Origin of the sequence: Paenibacillus sp. GCM10023250, assembly GCF_042653205.1 — a bacterium.
Lineage (GTDB): Bacteria > Bacillota > Bacilli > Paenibacillales > Paenibacillaceae > Paenibacillus_Z.
Genome location: NZ_JBHSHY010000028.1, coordinates 14,483 through 34,335, shown reverse-complemented (window position 1 = coordinate 34,335; position 19,853 = coordinate 14,483). Strand labels below are relative to the sequence as shown.

At 61.8% G+C, this 19,853-nt stretch carries 21 protein-coding genes; 18 read left to right on the top strand and 3 right to left on the bottom strand.

Features of this window, described 5'->3' with window-relative positions; translation table 11 throughout:
* Positions 1-12 precede the first annotated feature (12 nt).
* Positions 13-912: an ABC transporter permease gene (locus ACFPB1_RS19445; protein ID WP_379227775.1), complete on the top strand. Its 900-nt coding sequence runs from the start codon at positions 13-15 to the stop codon at positions 910-912.
* 16 nt (positions 913-928) lie between these two features.
* Positions 929-1,813 (top strand): carbohydrate ABC transporter permease, encoded by an 885-nt coding sequence (locus ACFPB1_RS19440; protein WP_379227774.1) that lies wholly within the window; start codon positions 929-931, stop codon positions 1,811-1,813.
* A 1,058-nt stretch (positions 1,814-2,871) separates the two neighbouring features.
* Here ACFPB1_RS19440 and ACFPB1_RS19435 read toward each other — a convergent pair.
* A complete protein-coding gene (locus ACFPB1_RS19435; RefSeq protein WP_379227773.1) occupies positions 2,872-3,519 on the bottom strand; it encodes a transcriptional regulator in 648 nt (215 codons plus the stop codon).
* A 468-nt stretch (positions 3,520-3,987) separates the two neighbouring features.
* On the opposite strand from ACFPB1_RS19435, the gene ACFPB1_RS19430 reads away from it, so the two are divergent.
* Both ACFPB1_RS19430 and ACFPB1_RS19425 read left to right on the top strand, forming a co-directional pair.
* Entirely contained in the window at positions 3,988-4,278 is a 291-nt protein-coding gene (locus ACFPB1_RS19430; protein WP_379227772.1) for a hypothetical protein, read from the top strand.
* A 289-nt stretch (positions 4,279-4,567) separates the two neighbouring features.
* Positions 4,568-5,017 carry a DinB family protein gene (locus tag ACFPB1_RS19425; protein ID WP_379227771.1) on the top strand — a complete coding sequence of 150 codons (450 nt, stop codon included), beginning with the start codon at positions 4,568-4,570 and terminating at the stop codon, positions 5,015-5,017.
* Positions 5,018-5,131: 114 nt separating this feature from the next.
* Here the strand turns inward: ACFPB1_RS19425 and ACFPB1_RS19420 are convergent, their stop codons facing one another.
* Positions 5,132-6,091, bottom strand: coding sequence for an MraY family glycosyltransferase (locus tag ACFPB1_RS19420; protein ID WP_379227770.1), 960 nt, complete (start codon positions 6,089-6,091; stop codon positions 5,132-5,134).
* Positions 6,092-6,365: 274 nt separating this feature from the next.
* Between ACFPB1_RS19420 and ACFPB1_RS19415 the strand changes: the two genes are divergently transcribed.
* The 13 genes from ACFPB1_RS19415 to ACFPB1_RS19355 all read left to right on the top strand — a co-directional run bounded on the left by ACFPB1_RS19415 (position 6,366) and on the right by ACFPB1_RS19355 (position 18,086).
* Positions 6,366-6,884 (top strand): hypothetical protein, encoded by a 519-nt coding sequence (locus ACFPB1_RS19415; protein ID WP_379227769.1) that lies wholly within the window; start codon positions 6,366-6,368, stop codon positions 6,882-6,884.
* Between the two features lie 79 nt (positions 6,885-6,963).
* Complete coding sequence (locus ACFPB1_RS19410; RefSeq protein ID WP_379227768.1) at positions 6,964-7,542, top strand: hypothetical protein; 579 nt, start codon at positions 6,964-6,966, stop codon at positions 7,540-7,542.
* Positions 7,543-7,677: 135 nt separating this feature from the next.
* Positions 7,678-8,310, top strand: coding sequence for a hypothetical protein (locus ACFPB1_RS19405; RefSeq protein WP_379227767.1), 633 nt, complete (start codon positions 7,678-7,680; stop codon positions 8,308-8,310).
* 63 nt (positions 8,311-8,373) lie between these two features.
* Positions 8,374-8,889: a GNAT family N-acetyltransferase gene (locus ACFPB1_RS19400; protein WP_379227766.1), complete on the top strand. Its 516-nt coding sequence runs from the start codon at positions 8,374-8,376 to the stop codon at positions 8,887-8,889.
* 187 nt (positions 8,890-9,076) lie between these two features.
* On the top strand, positions 9,077-9,529 hold the full coding sequence (locus tag ACFPB1_RS19395; RefSeq protein WP_379227765.1) for a hypothetical protein: 453 nt from the start codon (positions 9,077-9,079) through the stop codon (positions 9,527-9,529).
* Positions 9,530-9,798: 269 nt separating this feature from the next.
* Complete coding sequence (locus tag ACFPB1_RS19390; protein ID WP_379227764.1) at positions 9,799-10,980, top strand: GntR family transcriptional regulator; 1,182 nt, start codon at positions 9,799-9,801, stop codon at positions 10,978-10,980.
* A 448-nt stretch (positions 10,981-11,428) separates the two neighbouring features.
* Positions 11,429-12,316, top strand: a complete 888-nt coding sequence (locus ACFPB1_RS19385) for an NAD-dependent epimerase/dehydratase family protein (protein ID WP_379227763.1) — start codon at positions 11,429-11,431, stop codon at positions 12,314-12,316.
* Positions 12,313-12,807 carry a translation initiation factor IF-3 gene (infC, locus tag ACFPB1_RS19380; RefSeq protein WP_379227762.1) on the top strand — a complete coding sequence of 165 codons (495 nt, stop codon included), beginning with the start codon at positions 12,313-12,315 and terminating at the stop codon, positions 12,805-12,807. Before ACFPB1_RS19385 ends, infC begins: the two co-directional genes overlap by 4 nt.
* A 135-nt stretch (positions 12,808-12,942) precedes the next feature.
* Positions 12,943-13,623 (top strand): FadR/GntR family transcriptional regulator, encoded by a 681-nt coding sequence (locus ACFPB1_RS19375; protein ID WP_379227761.1) that lies wholly within the window; start codon positions 12,943-12,945, stop codon positions 13,621-13,623.
* Between the two features lie 114 nt (positions 13,624-13,737).
* Positions 13,738-15,066, top strand: coding sequence for an ABC transporter substrate-binding protein (locus ACFPB1_RS19370; RefSeq protein ID WP_379227760.1), 1,329 nt, complete (start codon positions 13,738-13,740; stop codon positions 15,064-15,066).
* Positions 15,067-15,145: 79 nt separating this feature from the next.
* Positions 15,146-16,024 carry a carbohydrate ABC transporter permease gene (locus tag ACFPB1_RS19365; RefSeq protein WP_379227759.1) on the top strand — a complete coding sequence of 293 codons (879 nt, stop codon included), beginning with the start codon at positions 15,146-15,148 and terminating at the stop codon, positions 16,022-16,024.
* The gene (locus ACFPB1_RS19360; RefSeq protein ID WP_379227758.1) at positions 16,024-16,851 is read left to right on the top strand and encodes a carbohydrate ABC transporter permease; all 828 of its coding nucleotides are present in this window, start codon (positions 16,024-16,026) and stop codon (positions 16,849-16,851) included. Before ACFPB1_RS19365 ends, ACFPB1_RS19360 begins: the two co-directional genes overlap by 1 nt.
* Positions 16,848-18,086 (top strand): trans-sulfuration enzyme family protein, encoded by a 1,239-nt coding sequence (locus ACFPB1_RS19355; RefSeq protein ID WP_379227757.1) that lies wholly within the window; start codon positions 16,848-16,850, stop codon positions 18,084-18,086. The genes ACFPB1_RS19360 and ACFPB1_RS19355 overlap by 4 nt, the downstream gene beginning before the upstream one ends.
* A gap of 220 nt (positions 18,087-18,306) precedes the next feature.
* On the opposite strand, the gene ACFPB1_RS19350 is transcribed toward ACFPB1_RS19355, so the two are convergent.
* The gene (locus tag ACFPB1_RS19350; RefSeq protein WP_379227756.1) at positions 18,307-18,576 is read right to left on the bottom strand and encodes a hypothetical protein; all 270 of its coding nucleotides are present in this window, start codon (positions 18,574-18,576) and stop codon (positions 18,307-18,309) included.
* 682 nt (positions 18,577-19,258) lie between these two features.
* On the opposite strand from ACFPB1_RS19350, the gene ACFPB1_RS19345 reads away from it, so the two are divergent.
* Entirely contained in the window at positions 19,259-19,756 is a 498-nt protein-coding gene (locus ACFPB1_RS19345; RefSeq protein WP_379227755.1) for a hypothetical protein, read from the top strand.
* The last annotated feature ends 97 nt before the right edge of the window (positions 19,757-19,853 follow it).

Below are 19,853 nucleotides of genomic sequence, written 5' to 3'. Positions count from 1 at the left end.
AGGAACAACGCCATGTTATGGAAAAAGAAGAGCGAGCGGCTCCCGCTGCATCTGATGATTTTGCCGGGACTCCTCCTCGTCATCATCTACTGCTATGGCCCGATGCTGGGGCTCGTGATCGCGTTCGAGAAGTTCGTACCGGCGAAGGGGATCTTCCACTCCAAATGGGCGGGCCTCGACAACTTCCGCTACGTGCTGGAAATGCCGGAATCGAGCCGGATCATCTATAACACCGTCCTGATCGCCATCATGAAAATCGTCGTCGGCCTCGCGGCGCCGATCGTCACCGCGCTGCTGCTAAACGAGGTGCGCAAGGAAGTGTTCAAACGGGGCATCCAAACCGTCATCTATCTGCCCCACTTTCTGTCGTGGATCATTCTCGGCGGCATACTGATCGACATTCTCTCGCCGACGAACGGCATCGTCAACCAGGTGCTGGGCTGGTTCGGCATCGAGCCGATTTATTTTCTCGGGGACAACGATTGGTTCCGGTACGTGCTCGTGGCCACGGATACGTGGAAGGAATTCGGCTTCAACACCATCGTGTATTTGGCCGCGCTGACGAGCATCAATCCGTCGCTGTACGAGGCGGCGATCGTGGACGGCGCGGGGCGCTGGAAGCAGACGCTGCACGTGACGCTGCCGGGCATGATGCCGATCATCGTGCTGCTGACGACCCTCAGCCTCGGAAACGTGTTAAACGCCGGGTTCGACCAGGTGTTTAATTTATATAGCCCGCAAGTGTACGAGACGGGGGACATCATCGACACCTTCGTGTACCGGATCGGCCTCGTCGATGCGCAGTTCGGCGTCGCGACGGCGGTCGGGGTGTTCAAGTCGGTCGTCTCGCTCGTGTTCATCTCCGCGTCGTATTACCTGGCTTACCGGTTCGCCAAATACCGCATTTTCTAGGAAGGAGCGAGTTGGAATGCTGGAGCATTACACGTTTAGCCGCAGGTTGTTTCTGTCGTTCAACTACGTCTTCCTGGCTGGTCTCGGCATCCTCTGCATTTTGCCCATTATCCACGTCCTGGCTCTGTCCTTCAGCTCCAGTGCCGCCGCCCAGGCGGGCTACGTCAAGCTGTGGCCGGTCGAATTCACGCTCAGCTCGTACGATTTCGTCACGCATAAGGCGGCGTTCTGGAAATCGATCGTCGTGACGCTGAAGCGCGTGGCCGTCGGCGTGCCGTTCAACATGCTGCTGACCGTGCTCGTCGCCTATCCGCTGTCGAAGGAAGTCAAGAAGTTCCCGATGCGCACGCTGTACGCCTGGGTGTTCGTCGTCACGATCCTGTTCGGCGGCGGCCTCATCCCGCTGTATATGACGGTCAAGTACACAGGCATCATGGACACCTTATGGGCGATGATCCTGCCGGGCGCGGTGCCGGTGTTCAACGTCATCCTGCTGCTCAATTTCTTCCGCGGCCTGCCGAAGGAGCTGGAGGAAGCGGCGTTCATGGACGGCGCCGGCCACTGGACGACGCTGTGGCGCATCTTCCTGCCGCTGTCGCTGCCGGCGCTCGCGACGATCACGCTGTTCGCGACGGTTGGCCACTGGAACTCGTGGTTCGACGGCATCATCTACATGAACTCGCCGGACCATTACCCGCTGCAGAGCTACCTGCAGACCGTCGTCATCAACCGCGACCTGACGCTCATGTCCTCCTCGGACATGAAGTCGCTCGCCGAAGTCAACGACCGCACCGCCAAAGCAGCCCAAATCTTCCTCGGCGCCCTGCCGATCCTGCTCGTGTACCCGTTCCTGCAGCGGTTCTTCATGAAAGGAATCGTGCTCGGGAGCGTGAAGGAGTAGGCGGCTGGCTTGGCAGGTGCATAGGGCCCCCGCGCGCGGACGAACGTCCGGGCACGGGGGTTTTTTTGGCGCGGGGCGGCGCGGGGAGCGTTGGCGCGGGGGACGGCGCGAGGGCGCGGAGGCGGTGCCGGGTGGGAGGGTGGCGAGCGCGGTGGGGATGGCGCGAGGCGGTACCGCGCGTAGCCGCGCAAGCGATGCGGCGCCGGGGCCGGGGCGCCTGGCCGAGCGGTGGCCGAGCGGCGTACACTCATCCCGCCAACGCAGTTGGCGGCCACCACAGCGCTTATTTCGCCGAAATAGGACAATTGGGCGATTTCGCGGCCAGGAGAGCCGCTATTGGCACCGAAACCTCGAGATTCGGTGCCAACAGAGCGGAATAAGCGCTCCTGTGGCCGCCAAAAGCGCCAATCGGCGCTTTTGGCGCTAATAGCGGATCTCCTGGCCGCCTAAGTTTAGCGGCTATGCTCGAATCCGGCACCACCGTGTCGGTTCACTGCCACACCCGGGGTGTGGGCACGGCGCGGCGGTGGTGCCGGGTGAGTAGGCGAGGGCAGGGCGCGGATGCGGGCCGGGAGCGGTACCGCGCGTAACCGCGCAAGCTGCCTGATCCGGCGTCGGGGCGCTTGACCAACCCGTGGCCACCGGAGGTGTGGCTGAGTTCGGTCCGCTCTAGTTCGTCGCGCGTGCGGCAACCCGTGGCCGAGCGGCGAACATTCACCCCGCCAACGCAGTTGGCGGCCACCACAGCGCTTATTTCGCCGAAATAGGGCATTCGGGCGATTTCGCGGCCAGGAGAGCCGCTATTGCCACCGAAACCTCGAGATTCGGTGCTGACAGAGCGGAATAAGCGCTCCTGTGGCCGCCAAAAGCGCCTATCGGAGCTTTTGGCGCTAATAGCGGATCTCCTGGCCGCCAAAGTTCGGCGGCCACGGCCGCGTCGGTTCACTTCCACACCCGAGGTGGGGTGGACACGGCGAATCCGTGGTGGCGGCCACCTAGGCGAGGGCCGGCGCGGATGCGGGCCTGAGGCGGTACGCCTGGCCGCCTAAGTTCGGGCCTTATACCCGAATCCGGTATGTCCGCGCCCGCTGAGTACCGCTCGCGATATCGAGCAGCTGGCGCTCGACCAAGTCGTGCAAGACTCGCCTTGCTTGGCGGTCGCTCACGCGGAGGTGGTCTTCGAGCTCCGCGGGCGCGAAAGGCCGCAGCAGCCGGCGCGCGAAACGGACGGTCTCGGCCTCCAGCCAGGACAGCGAAGCAGGCACGTCCGACGCTACAAATTTGCCGATGAACGCCAGAATCAGCTGCTGGCACGCCTTGGGCTCCTCGACGATCGAAGGATAGGCGATGGGGAGGAGCGTCCACCCGTCCAGCGCCAGCAGGCAGTGGCGGCGGCATAAGTCCTTGAACCGCACGATGTCCAGGTCGCGGGCATGCGGCCCGTAGCCCTGAATCTCGATGCCGCCTTTCGCGTCCCCGGGGAGATAGGCCAGATCCAGGTATCGGTACCCGTTGCCGAAATCCCGCACTTCCCACTCTGCGTACAGGTCGTTGAAATGGCCGACCGCCGGGAACCAGACCGCGCGGAGGAAGGCGATGGTGCCGTGCCCGAGTCCTTTTCGCAGCATCACGCTTCGCCGCGCGTTCGGTTCCTCCTCGAGCTGCCGCTGCATCCATTCATCATACTGCTGTTCGAAACGCGTCATCCCCACATCGCCCTCCTGAAAATAGCATAAAAAAAGCCGCCCCACCGATGGTATCCGTTGGTTGTCCGGATGTGCATCGTATCGAGGCGGCGTGTGCTTCACGACCTATGAGTGTCATTATAGCGCAGGAGGCTGAATCGGACAATCTTTTACGCTTCCGCAGCGGCCGATATATGCTAGGATATAGGCTGGAGTGAAGCGCTGCTCCGGCAGTCCGCTCGCGAGGAGCGCGTACATATCCGTCATCCTGCGATCCATATCTATAGTCGGAGGTCATGTTTTGAGCGAGTTAATAGGCAACTACCACCCAATCAACAACAGTTCCGAGCTGATCGGTAACGCGCATTTCGCCCGGCTCGCGTGCGGCGCGTCGAACGCGGTTCCCTCCGTCCAAGCCGATTGCATCGCGTCCGCCGGGGGAATAAAGGGTAATGAACCGATGAACCGGCCATCCGAAGGAGGTACACCATGAACGTGCTGCCCAATATCGTCCGCGTGGTTTCCGCGCTTGCCACGCTCGGTGCGCTGCTGCTGCTCGGCGTCGCGTTTTTGTTCAACGATACCGGCGAGCCCGCGTGGAAGCTGCTCGCGATCTATGGCGGTTATGCGCTGATCGGGCTGAGCGTCTTCGTCGTCAATGAGATTCTGATCCATAAACGCGCCTTCGCGCATCGCCTCATCCGCCGGGCGTACCGGATCTTCTGGGCATGCGTCGCGCTCGCCGGACTTTGCGCCTGGGCGGCCGTCGCTTATCATTGAGAACGAGAGGGAAACGTCCAGGGGAATCCCGATCGCGAGAAGCCGAGATGCGCCAGTGACGTGAGCTGGGGTTGTGCTATTCTGGTATGAACATCTCGGACGGTACGCAGGGCTGATCGGAAGGCGCAAATCGAACCGTTCCGTCATTAGATGAATGCAGGGGAATTAAGCCAATTTACCAGACAACGGAAAACTTCGTCCGTTATAGTTCGCAATCGGCGTGCGGGTTATGGTTTGTCCCGTCAAGGATAAGCTAAAGGAGAGCCTCTGAAAGGAAGGGAACGCGAAGATGGAAACGATCAAACGGATGTTCGACCATTTGAGCTGGGCGAACGAGCGAATCTTGGGCGCGCTGTGCGCCGACCGTTCCGGCAGCGCCGAAGCGGCGGGGCTCTTCGAGCACGCGCTGCGCGTGGAGCAGGCGTGGCATGCCCGGCTGCTGGGGCGGGACAGCGCGCACGTGCCGATTTGGTCGGAGGACGGCGTGGACGCCTGCGTCGAGCTGGCGGCGAATAATAAGGAGGCGTTCGCGTCCTACCTGGCGCGGCTGAAGCCCGAACGGCTGGACGACATGATCGTCTACGCGAACCAGACGGGCCGCGAGTTCCGGACGTCCATCCGGGATATCCTCACGCACGTGGCGCTGCACGGCCAGTATCACCGAGGCCAAGTGAACGCCAAGCTGCGCCGTCTCGGCGGCGAGCCGGTCAACGTGGATTATATTGCCTTCGTGCGGTAGCGACCGCAGCCCGCGCAACAAAACAACCGCCCCGAACGTCAAGAATTCATGGCGTTTAGGGCGGTTGTTTGCGTTTTGACTAGATTGTTGGCGAGCTTATCCGAAGACGTGCCGCTATATCTGCAGCATCAGCAGAATGATCGAGGACAAACTCAGGCAACCGCTGATCAAGTATAGGAACGCGACGACCTGCTTCGGGCTGAGGCCCGCCCGCAGGAGGCGGTAATGCGCCTGGCTGGCATCGGCCTGGTAGATCGGCTTGCCGCCGAGCAGCCGTTTGACGACAACGAAGAGGTTATCGAAGATCGGCACGCCGAGCGCCAGGATCGGGATGAAGATGGACAGCACCGTCGCCTGCTTGAACGCGCCGTCGAGCGCGATGACGGCGAGGATGAAGCCGAGGAACGTCGCCCCCGCGTCGCCCATGAACACCTGCGCCGGCGGCTTGTTGAACCGCAGGTACGCGATCGTGACGCCGACGAGAATGATCGCCATCATGGCGGAATCGGACTGCCCTTTGGCCAGCGCGACCACGAACAGCGTCCCCGCGGAGATCGCCGACAGCCCGCCGGCCAGCCCGTCCATGCCGTCCGAGAAGTTGATGACCGTCGTGACGCCGAAGATCCACAGAATCGTCAGCGCGAACTGCAGCCATTCCGGCAAGTTCACGAAGCCGCCGCTGATCGGGTTGTAGAACCCGCTGAACGTGATGCCGGAGGCGTAGACGACGACCGCGGCCGAGATTTGCACGAGGAACTTCGGCAGCGTCGGGAAATCTTTGCCCCGCGTTTTGTACCAGTCGTCGACCGTGCCGATCGCCAGCAGCAGCAGAGAGCCGAGGATGATCGCGCCGGTCTGCAGCGTAAAGCCCTTCAGATAGCAGAGATAGGTGACGATGAATCCCGCGAAGATGGCGTAGCTGGCCGTCAGCGGGATCGGCTTGCGGTGGATTTTGCGCTCGACGTTCTCGCGGGGCTTGTCCACGAAATCGAGGCGGAACCCCAGCCGGCCGAGCGGCGGGATGAGCAGGTATACGATGGCGAACGAGACGAGAAACGCGATGACGTACGACATGATTTCATCTCCAATGGAATTTTTTAGGCAATAAGGTCCGAATGTAAGGATGCGCCAAAAGCCGTACTGCTATTCTCTTCCTGATAAGACGCACGGTTTCGGCAAAAGGTTTCCGATAGCGGCGATTTTGGATTCCGTAATATGCTAAACTAGATGAAGAAACGGGCAAAACCGACAATCGGGAGCGAGCTTCGCACGAGACAAGTCGTAACGGTATGGCAAGCAGCGTCTCATCGAGGTTAATCCTAGGCGTAGATGAAGGAGCGAAAGAGTCGTGAACGGAAGCTATTCGAAACCGGTTACGTTTATGGTCCTCGAACAATTGGACGCTGAACTGGAAAGCAGACATGAACGGTCGCTTGATCATTACTTAGGACTAATCTTGGATTTTGGGGCAGAGGGTTACGGGAATGCGACGCCCGAGGATGCGGTGAGCTTCGCATGGACGGGCATGGATGGCGAACATTTTGCATTTGACACGCAGTCCGGCAAGATTGGAGATTTGGAAAACGCGCCAATCCTATTCGTGCGGCCAATGGAGTTCGAAGAGCCGGTCAAGCGCGCGGCTGGAAGCTTGAAAGATTTCCTGTCCTTTTTATTACGCATCAAGGATTATTATCTTCTGGAGCGGTTCGAGTTCTTTGAAAGCGAAGCTGCATTCCTCGAAGAAATAGCGGTAGGGCCGAAAAGGGACGAATCTGAATTTGCACACGTTCGTGAACGCCTTATTGCGTTGCTGGACATTCGAGAAATGGCCAATCCCTATACTTACTTGAAAGCCTTGCAAGATTAAAAGGATATTTGGTCTATTATTAACGAATAACCATTAGGGTCAGGTACGGTCTGCCATTTGGATATGGAGGAATAACGTCATGACGACCTTTCAGAGCTGGCTTGGACTGGTTATTCTCATGCTTGGCACGATCGTAGGCATCTTCACGCGCAGTATGACGGTCATCGTGCTGTGCGTGACCATCGGGCTCGTCCTGCTGTCGCTGGCGACGATCGCCGAGAGCGCGCAGGGCGCGTATCATCGCGCGCTCGGGCTTCCGATGACGCGGAACCAGCTGCGGACGATCCTCCGGCAATCGCCGACGTACGCGTTCGAGTCCGGCCTGTTCGACGCTTACCCGAACGCGGACCGCGCGCCAGGCTACCCGCTGCTTCGCTTGGACGGCGAGTACTACGTGCGCGTGAAATTGTTTTACCGGTACTTGCGGCAGGAGGACACCGCCTATACGTTCGCGCTGCCCAGCCGCGCGCCGGCCGTGTTCGACTGCGAAGCGTATTACCGCGAAGGCGCGGATCTGTTCGAGCATGACGAGCGGGTGTACGTGAGGCTCGCCGCGCTCGGGCTGCGGCTGCGCATCCGCGGCGCCCGGGCCGAGCTCTACGAAGCGGAACAAGCGGACAACCGCGGCGGCATCGGCGGCAGGGAGGACAAGCCGTGACGCGCATGCGCGCCGACGCGCTCGATATGCGGCGCCGACCGTCGCCGACGTAGGCGATAGACGCCGCGCCTGCCATGCCGATCTATTCGCACGCGAATTGCAGCAGCCAAATCTTCCAGGCGGGGGGCGCTCGTAGTGAAAAGAATGTTGGCCAAGTTCCTTTTGTGGATCGGGTTATTCGGAATGCTGTTCAGGACGGCGATCGCGGTCATCGAGCGCAAGTACGGCTATTCGCTGATCGACGGCCGGCTCCTGGACGGGATCGAAATCTTGCTCGCCCTGGAATGCCTCCTCGTGGCCGCCATGCTCCTGCACAAGTACGCCGCGCAGGCAAGGTTCTACTGGATCCTGCTTGCGCTCGGCGCGGCGGTCCTGTACGTCGAATTCCGGGCGGCCGGATTTGGCGACCTGTTCGAATCGAACGCGAACCGCTATTATTACGACTCGCCGACCCGGCGGTACCGGCTGCTGCTCGAGGAATCGGGCAGCGGCGATTCGGCGGGCGTCCGGGCGTACCAGGTCGAGAACCGGTTCTTCAAACGGACGTCCGACCGGGCGTTCGCCGCGCTCGGCGCGTCCGAGAAGCCGATCTCGGCCGCGGATCTGGCCGTCGACTGGACCCGCGAGAACGTCGCCAAGGTGACCGTTACGAGCGGCGGCAAGGCGCAGAGCTTCGAGCTGGCGTTCAACGACAACGGCGTGCTGAAGGCCATCATGGACCGGGCTGACGTCATCCCTGGGGAAGACGAAGCCCCCGCGGCTTCCTAGGCCGGCGACCGCGGACTGGCAGCGCATCACGATAATCTTACACGGAACGGGGCGAGGAGCAGCATGGACATCGTACTGAAGCAAGTCGAGAACGAAGCGTTGAAGGCGCAGTGGCAGGCGGCGTTCGGGGAGGAGCGCATCGGACGGCCGGAGGGGTATTTCGACCGGTGCCTGACGGAGAATCAGGCCGGGACCCGCGTGACGCTGCTGGCGTTCGCCGACGGGCGGGCCGCGGGCTGCGCGCATTTGAAGTACGTCTCGGACTACCCGCATTTCCGCGAACGGCATATCCCCGAGATCAACGATCTGCACGTGTTCCCGGCGTTCCGCAGACACGGCGTCGCCAACCGGCTCATCGACGAATTCGAGACGATCGTGAACCGGCACTACAACCATATCGGGATCGGCGTCGGGCTGTATAAGGATTACGGCCCCGCCCAGCGCATCTATTGCCGCCGGGGGTACATTCCGGACGGGCACGGCGTCATGTACCGGGACGAGGAAGTGCGCCCAGGGCAGACGGTGCCGGTCGACGACGAGCTGGTGCTTTATTTCGTCAAGGAGTTGGATTACGATTAACAAGAGGGCAACAAGAGGACCAAATTAGTGCAGAAAGTGTGCGAAAAGTGGACAAAAGGGGTAAGAGGGGTTAGCGGGGCTGCAGTGGGCGCCTGCGCCGCGAAACGGGCGCGCCCGTCCGGAGACCCCCGAGCCACCACCAAGTCGGGGCATTCTACGACATCCCGGACCGAGAGGAGCAGCCGCATTGATCATGCCAACCCGCCGCACCGTCGTCTTCTCCGTCGCGATATTGATACTCGCCGCGCTGCTGGCGAACCGGGCCGTGCAGCTGCACCGGGCCCAAATCAGCCTGAGCGCGCTCCAGCAGCGAATCGACCAGGCGTTCAGGACGCAGCTCGGCCTGGCGGTTTCGAGCCTGGGCACGGATTTCGACGAGGACGAGTCGAACTTCAACGCGTGCGTGGCGTCCGTATCCGCCGCCGCGGCGCTGGCCGGCCAGACGAGCTTCGAGGCGCGCAATGACGTCCTCGACGTCGCGCTGGACCGCTTCGGCAAAATCCTGCTCAATCCCGTTAACCGGCGGGCCGTCACGCAGAACGCGCCGACGCTTCGGGCCTTGTTCGTCAAGCTGGCCGCCGACCCGTCGGATGCCGATACGACGCGGCGGCTGGCCGCGTTCACCGGCAACATCCGATAATCCCGCCGGCTACGATCGACCGATAATCGAATCCCCAAGCGTGGAGAAGCAGCCTTGCGGCCGCTTCTTTTTGTTTAGCGGCGGCGCGCGGGCAGAGGAGCGGGCGATGCGGAGCCGGTCTCCGATCGCCCCGGGCGCGGCGCGGACGGTTCCCGGCCGTCCGGATGCTTGGCAAATGGCATGCGAAAAGCATATATTGATATAAGAATAGCGTAGGGCGGGGAGGCCGGCGAGCCGGCTCCGCCGCCTGTCGCCTGGAGGTCAACGGAATGAGCGAATCCTCTTCGAAGCCGATGTACGAACGCATCTTCGAAGCGCTGCGCGGCGCGATCGTCGCGGGGCAATACGAGATCGGGGACCGCGTCCCCTCGGAGAAAGAGCTCGGCGACGCGCACGGCGTCAGCCGCATCACGAGCAAGAAGGCGCTGGAGCTGCTGGCGGGCGCGGGCTACATCGTCCGTCAGCCCGGCCGCGGCTCCTTCGTCGCGGACCCGTCCGCGATGAGGGAGCCTGCCAACGTCTTTGACGGACAGCTGCCGCATGCGCGGGGCCGCCGACCGGCACGGCAGGACGGCAAGCCGTTGATCGGGCTCGTGATCACCGATTTCGCGGACAGCTACGGCACGGCGCTCATCTACGGGATGGAGGAGGCTTCCCGGCGGCACGGCGGCTATCTCGTGCTGCGGCGCTCGTTCGGCGTTCCCGCGTTCGAGGAGGAAGCCATCCGGGAACTGCTCGCGCTCGGCGTAGACGGACTGATCGTGTTTCCGGCGCAGGGGGAGTATTTCAACGCGGAGATCCTGAAGCTCGTCATCGCGAAGTTCCCGCTCGTGCTCGTCGATCGGCATTTGAAAGGCGTGGCCGCCGCCTCGATCAGCACGGACAACGTCAAGGCGGCCAAGGAAGGGACGCATTATTTGTTCGGGCTCGGGCATGCGTCGATCGCCTTCTTGTCGCCGCCGCCGGCGGATACGACCGCCATCGAGGAGCGGATCGAGGGCTTCATCCAGGCGCATGCGGAGAAGGGCATCAAGGTGGACCGCGCGCTGTGGATCGAGGACATCGCCTCCTCGCTGCCGCAGGCGAACGCGGAGGACAACCGGCGGCGGGATATCGCGAAGATCAAGGCGCATCTGGAGCGGCACCAGCAGATTACGGCGATCTTCGCGACGGAATACAACATCGCGCAGCTGGCGTTCCGCGCGGCGCGGGAGCTCGGGCTGTCCGTGCCGGACGAGCTCTCGATCCTGTGCTTCGACAGCCCCGAGATCAACGGCGCCTTCCCGCTGACGCATCTGAAGCAGAACCAGCACGGCATGGGCACGCTGGCGTTCGAGCACGTGCTGAAGCTGCGGGACGGCGAACCGCTCCCGCGCAAAACGCTGCTAGGCGCCGCGCTCGTCGCCGGCGAATCGACGGCGCCGATGCAGCCCCGCCGGAGGGACGCCTGAGAAGCCCGGCCTGTCCGCCCGCGCGGCCTTGGCGCCGCGGACAGCCGCGCGGACGGGCACCCCAGCGTCGCGCCAGTGTCCGTGCCGCTCCGCCTGCGGCGTCCGTTCGCTCCGGCGTCGCGCCTGAGTCCGCGTCGCGCCTGCGGCGTCCGTTCGCTCCGGCGTCGCGCCTGAGTCCGCGTCGCGCCTGCGGCGTCCGTTCGCTCCGGCGTCGCGCCAGTGTCCGTGCCGCTCCGCCTGCGGCGTCCGTTCGCTCCGGCGTCGCGCCTGAGTCCGCGTCGCGCCTGCGGCGTCTTCCCTTCGCTCAGCGGCATCCGCGTGAGGAAATTAGTGGTCGACATACCGGATGCAAGCTGATATAACAAGAAATGTAAACGTTTCACTTTGCGTCCGCGCGCCGAATATGGCAAGATAAAGTGCACACATCGAACGAGGGAGAGTGGAACGCATGCGCAAGGTACTGGTGCTCGGCGGGACGCGGTTTTTCGGCCGGAAGCTGGTCGAACGGCTGGTCGCGGCCGGGGACGACGTGACGATCGTGACAAGGGGAGGCCTGCCGAATCCGTTCGGGGACCGCGTGCGGCATCTGCAGGCCGACCGCCGGGACGCGGCCGCCCTGCGCGAGGCGCTGGGGGACGCGGCGTACGACGTCGTATACGATAATATCTGCTACCTGCCGCAGGAGGCGGAGGAAGCGGCGAGGCTGTTCGCGGGACGCATCGGCAAATACGTCGTCACATCGTCGCTCAGCGTCTATCCGTTCGGCGGACCGGCCAAGACGGAGGCGATGTACGACGCGCGCGGCCGCGAGCTGCCCGAGACCTACCCGGCCGACATCGACTACGGCGAGGGCAAACGGCTGGTCGAGGCGGTGCTGCTGCAGAAGGCGCCGTTTCCGGTGGCCGCGGCGCGCTTTCCGATCGTGCTCGGCACGGAGGATTACACGCGCCGGCTTCATTTTCACGTCGAGCGCGTGCTGCAGGGCCGGACGATCGGCATTCCCGCGCCGGAGGTGCCGATGTCGTTCATTCTGGCCGACGAAGCGGCGGAATTTCTCGATTGGCTCGGCCGGACGGACGCCGAAGGGCCGTATAACGCCTGCTCGAACGGGGAGATCTCGCCCGGCGCGATCGTGCGGCTGATCGAAGAAGCGACCGGCAAGCGCGCGAGCATCGCGCCCGAGACGGAGCAGGCAGACATGTCGCCGTTCGGCATCCCGGCGCCGTGGGTCATGGATACGGCCAAGGCGCGGGCCGAAGGCTTCGCGTTCCGCGAGTTGGACGGCTGGCTGCCGCAGCTCGTCGAGCGGCTCGCGAAGGAGGCGGGCGCGTCGTGATCGCGAACGAACAGATCAAGGCGTCCGAAGTGCGGCTGACCGGCCTGGACGGCGAGGACCTCGGCATCGTGCCGCGGGACGAGGCGCTTGCGCTGGCCAAGAAGCACAAGGTCGACCTCGTTTGCGAGTCGCTTCTGAGCAGTCCGCCGCCGTGCCGCCTGATCAGCCGCAGCGCGGCGAAGCAGGACGCGGCCGCGCGCAAGCAGGCGGAGAAGCGACTAGACGGCCCGCTTAAGGCGAAGGAGATCCGGCTCACGCCGCATATCGAGGACCATGACTACGAGACGAAGCTGCGGCAGCTGGAGAAGCTGCTGGACGGCGGCTTTGCCGTCGACCTGACGGTGCGCGCGCAGGGCAAGGAGAGCCAGCAGGCCAAGGCGCTGCTGGAGCGGCTGCTGGCCGACCTGAAAGGCCGCGGCAGCCGAGAGACCGGCATCCAAACGAGCGGCAAAGGCGCCGCCGTGCGGGTCGTACCCGCGCGGCGGCCGTAGCCCGCGGCGGGGAAGCTTTGGCCGGACGGGCCGAAGCTTCCTTACACGCCATGGGAGTATTTATTGACAATTGGATACGGCTCCATTACGATTAGACCTGTCTGATAGGCTGTTGGGAGGAGGAGTGCTGAAATCATGCGAAAAATTCAAAAAGTGCTCGTGCATGAGCAAGTTTCGCAGGAAATCCAGAATTACATTCAAGAGAAAGAGCTATCCGAAGGCGACAAACTTCCCTCCGTCGAAGAGATGACGCACATGTTCGGCGTCGGACGTTCCTCGCTGCGCGAAGCGCTGCGCTCCCTGGAGGCGCTGGACATCATTCAAGTAGAGAACGGCAGAGGCATCTTCGTCCGCGACGTCAACACCTTCCGCTTCATGGGCAAGGTCAAGATCGAGCGGGAGCGCAACTTCCTGCTGGATACGCTCGAAGTCCGCAGGGCGCTCGAAGGACAAGCCGTCCGGCTGGCGGCCAAGCGGATCACGGACAAGCAGATCGCGGAGATCGAAGCGGTGCTCGCGGAATACAAGCGGCAGAAGGAAGCGGGTCTCGACACGTCGCAGATCGACCTGACCTTTCACCAGCTCGTGATCAAGGCGACGGGGAACCAGGTGCTTCAGAGCGTGCTGGATTCCTTCTCGGTCATGTACGAACGGTTCTTCAACGAACCGCTGGGAGACAAGCAGCTGTTCGACGACACGTACCCGTATCACATCACGATGTTCGACGCCATCAAGACGCACAACACGGAAGGCGCCATGCAGGAGTTTTACAAGATGATGGATCTCATCGAGAATAAATTGAAAAGCGTCAAATAGTACAAAAATCGTCAACATTCCGCAACTTTTTATTGACAGCGTATAGCGCTTTCAATATAATCAAACCTATCAGACAGGATGACTGTATGATACATCTGATGGGGGGAAATCGATATGGCAAAGCGTAAGAAGTACTCGGCTTTACTGCTCTGCGGTGCTTTGTCTGCCGGACTTTTGGCGGGCTGCGGCAGCAACAACGAATCGACCGGCGACAACGGCGCCGGAAGCAGCGGCGAGCAAGTCACGCTGCGGATGATTGAAAGTTTGACCAGTCCGAAACGGACAGAACTGATTCAGGCTTCCATCGACAAATTCGAAGCTGCGAACCCGAACATCAAAGTGGAGTTGATCTCGCCCCCATTTGACCAAGCCGACAATAAAATCAGAACGATGCTTGGGGCTAAGGAAGATCTGGACATCGTCGAAGTGCGCGATTTGACCGTCGCGGAGTTCGTGAACAACGGGTTCGTTGAGCCGCTTAACTCGTACGCCGACCAGTGGCCGGACTACGCGTCCGTCAGCGCGATATCGAAATCGGTCGGCTCCATCGGGGACAAGCTGTACTTCATCCCGAACGGCCTCTACGAGCGCCAGCTGTTCTACCGCGCGGACTGGTTCAAAGAGAAAGGCTTGAACCCGCCGGCTACGTGGGACGAGCTGTACGAAACGGCCAAGAAACTGACCGATCCGTCGCAAAACCGGTACGGCTTCTCCTTCCGGGGCGGGGCGGGCTCGAACGGCACGACCGACGCCATGATCCTGGCCTACAACGGCGACAACGTCAACCTCGAGGACTCCATGTTCACGAAGGATGGCAAGACGATTTTCTCGACGCCGGAAGCCAAGCAAGCGATGGAACTTTACCTCAAATTATATAAGGACGCTTCGCCGCCGGACTCCATCAACTGGGGCTTCCAGGAGCAGGTGCAGGCCTTTACGTCCGGCGTGACGGGCATGCTGCTGCAGGATCCGGACGTCATCCAATCCTTGACGGAGAAGATGGCCGAAGGCACGTGGGCGACGGCGCCGCTGCAAGCCGGCCCGTCGGGCAAGGCGCTGCTCGCCGCAGGCGGAGCGGGCTGGGGCGTGGCGGCCAACTCCAAGCATAAGGAAGAAGCGTGGAAGCTGATTTCGTTCCTGTCCAGCCCGGACGAGAACACGCAATTCTCGAAAGACTTCGGACTCATTCCGATTCATACCTCGGCCACGGAAGACGAATTCTTCAAGACCGGCCCGTACAAAACGCTGATCGACATGTCCAACGCACCGGACAAGTTCGTGAACTACAAGCCGCCGTTCGCCTATCCGGGCACGGGCCAATGGGGACAGACGGAGATGGAATCGGGGCAGGCGCTGCTGCTTGGCCAAGTTTCCCTCGACGACACGCTCAAGAAATGGGACGCGTACTGGACCGACCAGAAGTCCAAGGTAGGCAGCAAGTAAGCGGCGCGCGTTCAATCGACTCCGGGAGGGCGGCAGCAGCCGCCCTTACTACATTCCAGAAGCAAGGCGGTGCGAAAACATGAAAAACAGGATTTTTATTCTATCGGGGCTGCTCCCCGCCTTGTTGCTCGTGCTTGCGTTCACGTATTATCCCTTCCTGAAGGGGATCGTCATGGCCTTCCAGGACTACAAGCTGTTCGATTTGCGGAACGTCCATTTCGTCGGCCTGTCCAACTTCAAGGCAGCCTTCCGCGATCCGAAATTTCTCCACGCGCTGACCAACAGCGGCTACTGGGTCTTTTGCTCGCTCATCTTTCAATTCCTGTTCGGCCTGGCGCTCGCGCTTCTGCTGAAGAAGCCGTTCCGGGGCAGAGGCATTTTCCAAGGCTTCGCGTTCTATTCCTGGGCGTTGTCCGGCTTCCTGATCGGCATGATCTGGAAGTGGCTGTTCAACTCGCAAATCGGCGTCATCAACGATCTGCTGCTTCGCATCGGCCTCATCCACGAACGGATCGGCTTCCTGTCGAATCCGAAATGGGCCATGACCTCCGTTATTATCGCCAACGTCTGGTACGGCATCGCGTTCTTCGCCATCATGCTGCTCGCCGCGCTGCAGTCCGTGCCCTCGGAGCTGTACGAGGCGGCCGACATGGACGGCGCGACGGGCATCCGCAAGCTGTGGAACGTCACGCTCCCGTACATCTTGCCGACGATCATCGCCACCACGCTGCTGCGGGCGATCTGGATTTTCAACGACCCGACAATCATCTACGGCTTGACCAACGGCGGTCCTGCCGGCAGTACCCATATTCTGTCCTCCCTGATGCTGGATCGGATCATTTACGCCGGCGACTACGGGGCGGCCTCGGCCATCGGCGTCATCATGATCGCCATCCTGCTGCTGTACACGATCTTCTTCCTGTCCGTCACCAAGGCGGAGAAAGTGGGTGACTTCTAATGAAGCAGCGGTTCGGCTCGGCGTTCAAGATCGGTTTCCTGGCGGTCTACCTCGTCGTGATGATCTTCCCGCTGTATTGGATCGTCATCACGTCGTTCAAGCCGCAGAAGGACATTTTCTCGTTTCCGCTTCGCTATTGGCCGGAGCGCTTCACATTCGACAACTACGAGAAGATATTCAAAATTTCGAAGTTCCACATCTACATCGGCAACAGCTTGGCCGTCGCGATCCTGGCGGCGCTGGTCGTCATCGTCATCGCCGTGCTGAGCGCGTACGTGCTGGCCCGGTTCAAGTTCCGCGGGCACGGCCAGATCATGCTGGCGTTCTTCGCGACGCAGATGCTGCCGGGCTTCATCGCCCTGGCGCCGCTGTACCTGCTGATGAGCCAGATGGACCTGCTGAACAACCGGTTCTCGCTCGTGCTGATGTACACCGTCGGCCTGATTCCGTTCTCGACGATCATGCTGCGCGGCTTTTTTCAGCGGATCCCATCCAGCCTTGAGGAAGCGGCGATGATCGACGGCTGCTCGCGCTGGTCGGCGCTCCTGCGCGTCATCATTCCGGTCATGCTGCCGGGGATCGCGTCGACGTTCATTTTCGCCTTCGTGCAAAACTGGAACGAACTGTTCCTGGCGGCGATGTTCATCGACGATGACAAGCTGAAGACGCTCCCGGTCGCGATGAACTCCTTCATCTTGAAGTTCGACGTCGACTGGGGCTCCATGTCCGCCGGCGTCGTGCTTTCGATCATTCCGACGGTGATCATATTCGCATTCGCGCAGCGCTTCATCGTTGAAGGTCTGACACAAGGAGCCGAAAAAGGATGAACAACGAAGACCAGCGACCTCACGAAGACAGAGAGAGCCGCCTCGAACGGCAATTCACGCAAGCGGCTCACGATCCTTTCGATTCCCGGCATCACGGCGCGATTCACGTGCCGCTCTATCAGAACAGCCTGTTCGCGTTCGAGACGTACGCGGCGTTCGAGGACGCGTTCAAGGATTTGATGCGGAACCACGTTTATTCCCGAGGAAATAATCCGACCGTCGAGGCGCTGGAGCAGAAGCTCGCCGCGCTGGAGGGAGCGGAGGCGGCGAAATGCTTCGCGTCCGGCATGGGCGCGATATCCGCGGCCATCATGGGCTCCGTCGGGCAGGGCGACCACGTCGTCTGCGTCGATCAGGCGTACGGCCCGACGCGGGAGCTGCTGTTCGTCTACCTGAAGCGGTTCGGCGTCGAGACGACGTTCATCGACGGCAGCCTAGTCGACAATTGGCGCGCAGCCGCGCGGCCGAACACGAAGCTGTTCTACCTCGAGAGTCCGACGACGATGCGCTTCGAGCTGCAGGACCTGCGGCAGTGCGCGGCGCTCGCGCGCAGCATCGGCGCCCGGACGATTATCGACAATACGTGGGCGACGCCGATGTACCAGAATCCGCTCGCGCTCGGCGTCGATCTCGTCGTGCATTCCATCACCAAGTATATCGCCGGCCACAGCGATTGCGTCGGCGGCGTCATTATGGGCTCTCGGGAGCTGGTCGACGCGATCGGCAACCACGAGTACATGCTGCTCGGCTCGATCATGACGCCGCAAACCGCGGCGCTCGCCGCCAAGGGGCTGCGGACGCTGCCGCTGCGCATGCAGCGGCACGAGGCGAGCGGCCTGACCGTCGCGGAGCATGTCCGCTCGCTGCCGTTCGTGCAGCGGGTGAATCATCCCGGCCTTCCGTCGCACCCGCAGCATGAGCTGGGGCGCACCCAGATGGCGGGCTACGGCAGCCTGTTCTCGTTCCTGACGAGCCGGCCGCCGGCGGTCATGAAGGAGTGGGCGAACCGGCTGCGGTATTTCAAGATCGGCGTGAGCTGGGGCGGCTTCGAGAGTCTCGTGACCGTCAATTTAGCCGGTCAAGCGCCGGAGGACGGCAGCATCGTCCGCTTATACGTCGGCCTCGAGAGTCCGCAGGATTTGATCGCGGACATGGAGCGGGCGGCGGAATCGCTCGGGCTGAACGGTCCGGCGGCCGGCGGCGCGGGCGAGGTGCCGCAGCACGAGGAGGCTTAACGCGGTTGTGCCAGTCGCCGCTCGGCCGAGCTCGGTCAACCTCGCGGCTGGGGCCGCCGCGCCTCGGGCCTCGCGCCTCGGCTTCGCGGTCTGGGGCGGCAGGCATGAAACGCGCTGCCGCCCGGCGAATAATGTAGAGTCGAAAAGAAAAATCGCCTCTCCCTTGGCCGGTCTTCGGCCTAAGCGGAGGGCGATTTAGTTGCGTGCCGGCGCGTACCGGTCAATAGGAATGCCGGTCATGGCGCTGATGCCGCTGTATGTGCTCGTGGTGGTCGTACGCGTCCGTCTCGCCGTCGAGAGCGCTATGTTCGTCGCGCCGGCCGCCGTGGTCGAACGTATGCTGGACATTGTCGACGATCGCTTCGATCGCATCGCTAACCATATCGATCGGTCCGCAGCCTTCATGGTCCTTCGGCGTGTTGATGCCGGCAACGGTGTTCGAGGTTTCGTTGTACATTTCGCTGTATCCCTCCCGGTTTCGCTTCTTCATAGGCGAACCCCGCCTTTCTGCGTGATGTGGAGCGCGATTTTTCCAGCTGCCTCCTATACTATACCCCGATTCGGGAAAATACACGCAGCGGCCGCGCTTCGAACACCGGCGCTGCACCTCGCCCTCCCCGCCGTCCAGCGCGAAGCGGTCCAGCAGGCCGGCGACCCGGTTGAGGGAGGCGGCGCCGTCGTAATCGTACTTCCTGTAGGGTTGTGATAAATCGTTCAAAATCTTCTGCTCCTCATCCGTCATATATAGAAGCGGAAGCGCGTATGTTTTATCCTCGCAGCAATACCCGCGGTGCTTCGCCACGTAAAGCAAGGGGGCTGATAAAGAATAGGCCAAGTACTCGACGTCGCGCGGCGCCTGGCGACTCGAGATTTCGAACCGCTCCGTGAGCGCTTGTGCTGCTCGGTACCGGCCTTCTCTGATCTGACCGTCGAACCATCTGATCGGGTGCAAATGGCTCATGGAACCAACCCTTTCTTGCAAACGCATTCCGATAAGCCTATTCCACCACCCGCGATGCCCAAACGGCAAGGCTCGTGATGATTGGCGCAGCTATAGTGTAGAACAGCCGGTACGACAGAACGCGTTGTACCGGAACGGCAGTTTTTGGCCTTGCGAAGGCGGCTGTGGTATAATCACAGGCAATTCTATTCCCGTTATTCCGGAGGCGATTATGCTTAGTTTCGAACAGAAGCTTTCGATTATGGAGTCCTTCCCCGAGCTCAGCCGGAAGGACGTGTCGCTCGGACGCGTCAACTATCAGTACGAGGAGAGTCTCTACGATAAGAAGAACGTGGCCTTCCACCTGCATCCCAACGGCAACGGCTTCATCTTCGCCGGCCTGCTGACCGGCTACGAGACGGACGATAAGGGCTTCGTGAACGTCCGTGATTTCGACGAGGCCGCGCTGCGCAAGCTCGTGGCGGAATCGATCCGCTCCTTGTCGGTCCGCGAGCCCGAACCGGCTCTGCCGTCCCGCAAGCAGGCGGCCTCCGCGCGCGGCGGCAAGGCGAACGCGACGGTATGGCACGGCGCGGGCAAGCAGACGCTCACCTTGAAGCACGAGGACGACCTCTGGTACGTATATGCCGGCGCGAACCTGGAAATGGTGCTGGAAACGTACGAGGAAGCGGAGCAGTATTTGCACGAGGAAGGGTTCTTCCTAGTGTAGCGCGGAAGGCACGGCCGGCATGGCCGGTGCCGACAGCAAAGCGATAGTCAAAAAGCCCGGTTCCGTTCGGTTGAACGGGACCGGGCTCTTTGCTCAA

Coding starts and splice junctions, on each gene's coding strand:
- ACFPB1_RS19445 (WP_379227775.1), top strand. CDS start 13: ATGTTATGGAAAAAGAAGAGCGAGCGGCTCCCGCTGCATCTGATGATT.
- ACFPB1_RS19440 (WP_379227774.1), top strand. CDS start 929: ATGCTGGAGCATTACACGTTTAGCCGCAGGTTGTTTCTGTCGTTCAAC.
- ACFPB1_RS19435 (WP_379227773.1), bottom strand. CDS start 3,519: ATGACGCGTTTCGAACAGCAGTATGATGAATGGATGCAGCGGCAGCTC.
- ACFPB1_RS19430 (WP_379227772.1), top strand. CDS start 3,988: ATGAACGTGCTGCCCAATATCGTCCGCGTGGTTTCCGCGCTTGCCACG.
- ACFPB1_RS19425 (WP_379227771.1), top strand. CDS start 4,568: ATGGAAACGATCAAACGGATGTTCGACCATTTGAGCTGGGCGAACGAG.
- ACFPB1_RS19420 (WP_379227770.1), bottom strand. CDS start 6,091: ATGTCGTACGTCATCGCGTTTCTCGTCTCGTTCGCCATCGTATACCTG.
- ACFPB1_RS19410 (WP_379227768.1), top strand. CDS start 6,964: ATGACGACCTTTCAGAGCTGGCTTGGACTGGTTATTCTCATGCTTGGC.
- ACFPB1_RS19400 (WP_379227766.1), top strand. CDS start 8,374: ATGGACATCGTACTGAAGCAAGTCGAGAACGAAGCGTTGAAGGCGCAG.
- ACFPB1_RS19390 (WP_379227764.1), top strand. CDS start 9,799: ATGAGCGAATCCTCTTCGAAGCCGATGTACGAACGCATCTTCGAAGCG.
- ACFPB1_RS19385 (WP_379227763.1), top strand. CDS start 11,429: ATGCGCAAGGTACTGGTGCTCGGCGGGACGCGGTTTTTCGGCCGGAAG.
- ACFPB1_RS19375 (WP_379227761.1), top strand. CDS start 12,943: ATGCGAAAAATTCAAAAAGTGCTCGTGCATGAGCAAGTTTCGCAGGAA.
- ACFPB1_RS19370 (WP_379227760.1), top strand. CDS start 13,738: ATGGCAAAGCGTAAGAAGTACTCGGCTTTACTGCTCTGCGGTGCTTTG.
- ACFPB1_RS19365 (WP_379227759.1), top strand. CDS start 15,146: ATGAAAAACAGGATTTTTATTCTATCGGGGCTGCTCCCCGCCTTGTTG.
- ACFPB1_RS19360 (WP_379227758.1), top strand. CDS start 16,024: ATGAAGCAGCGGTTCGGCTCGGCGTTCAAGATCGGTTTCCTGGCGGTC.
- ACFPB1_RS19355 (WP_379227757.1), top strand. CDS start 16,848: ATGAACAACGAAGACCAGCGACCTCACGAAGACAGAGAGAGCCGCCTC.
- ACFPB1_RS19350 (WP_379227756.1), bottom strand. CDS start 18,576: ATGAAGAAGCGAAACCGGGAGGGATACAGCGAAATGTACAACGAAACC.
- ACFPB1_RS19345 (WP_379227755.1), top strand. CDS start 19,259: ATGCTTAGTTTCGAACAGAAGCTTTCGATTATGGAGTCCTTCCCCGAG.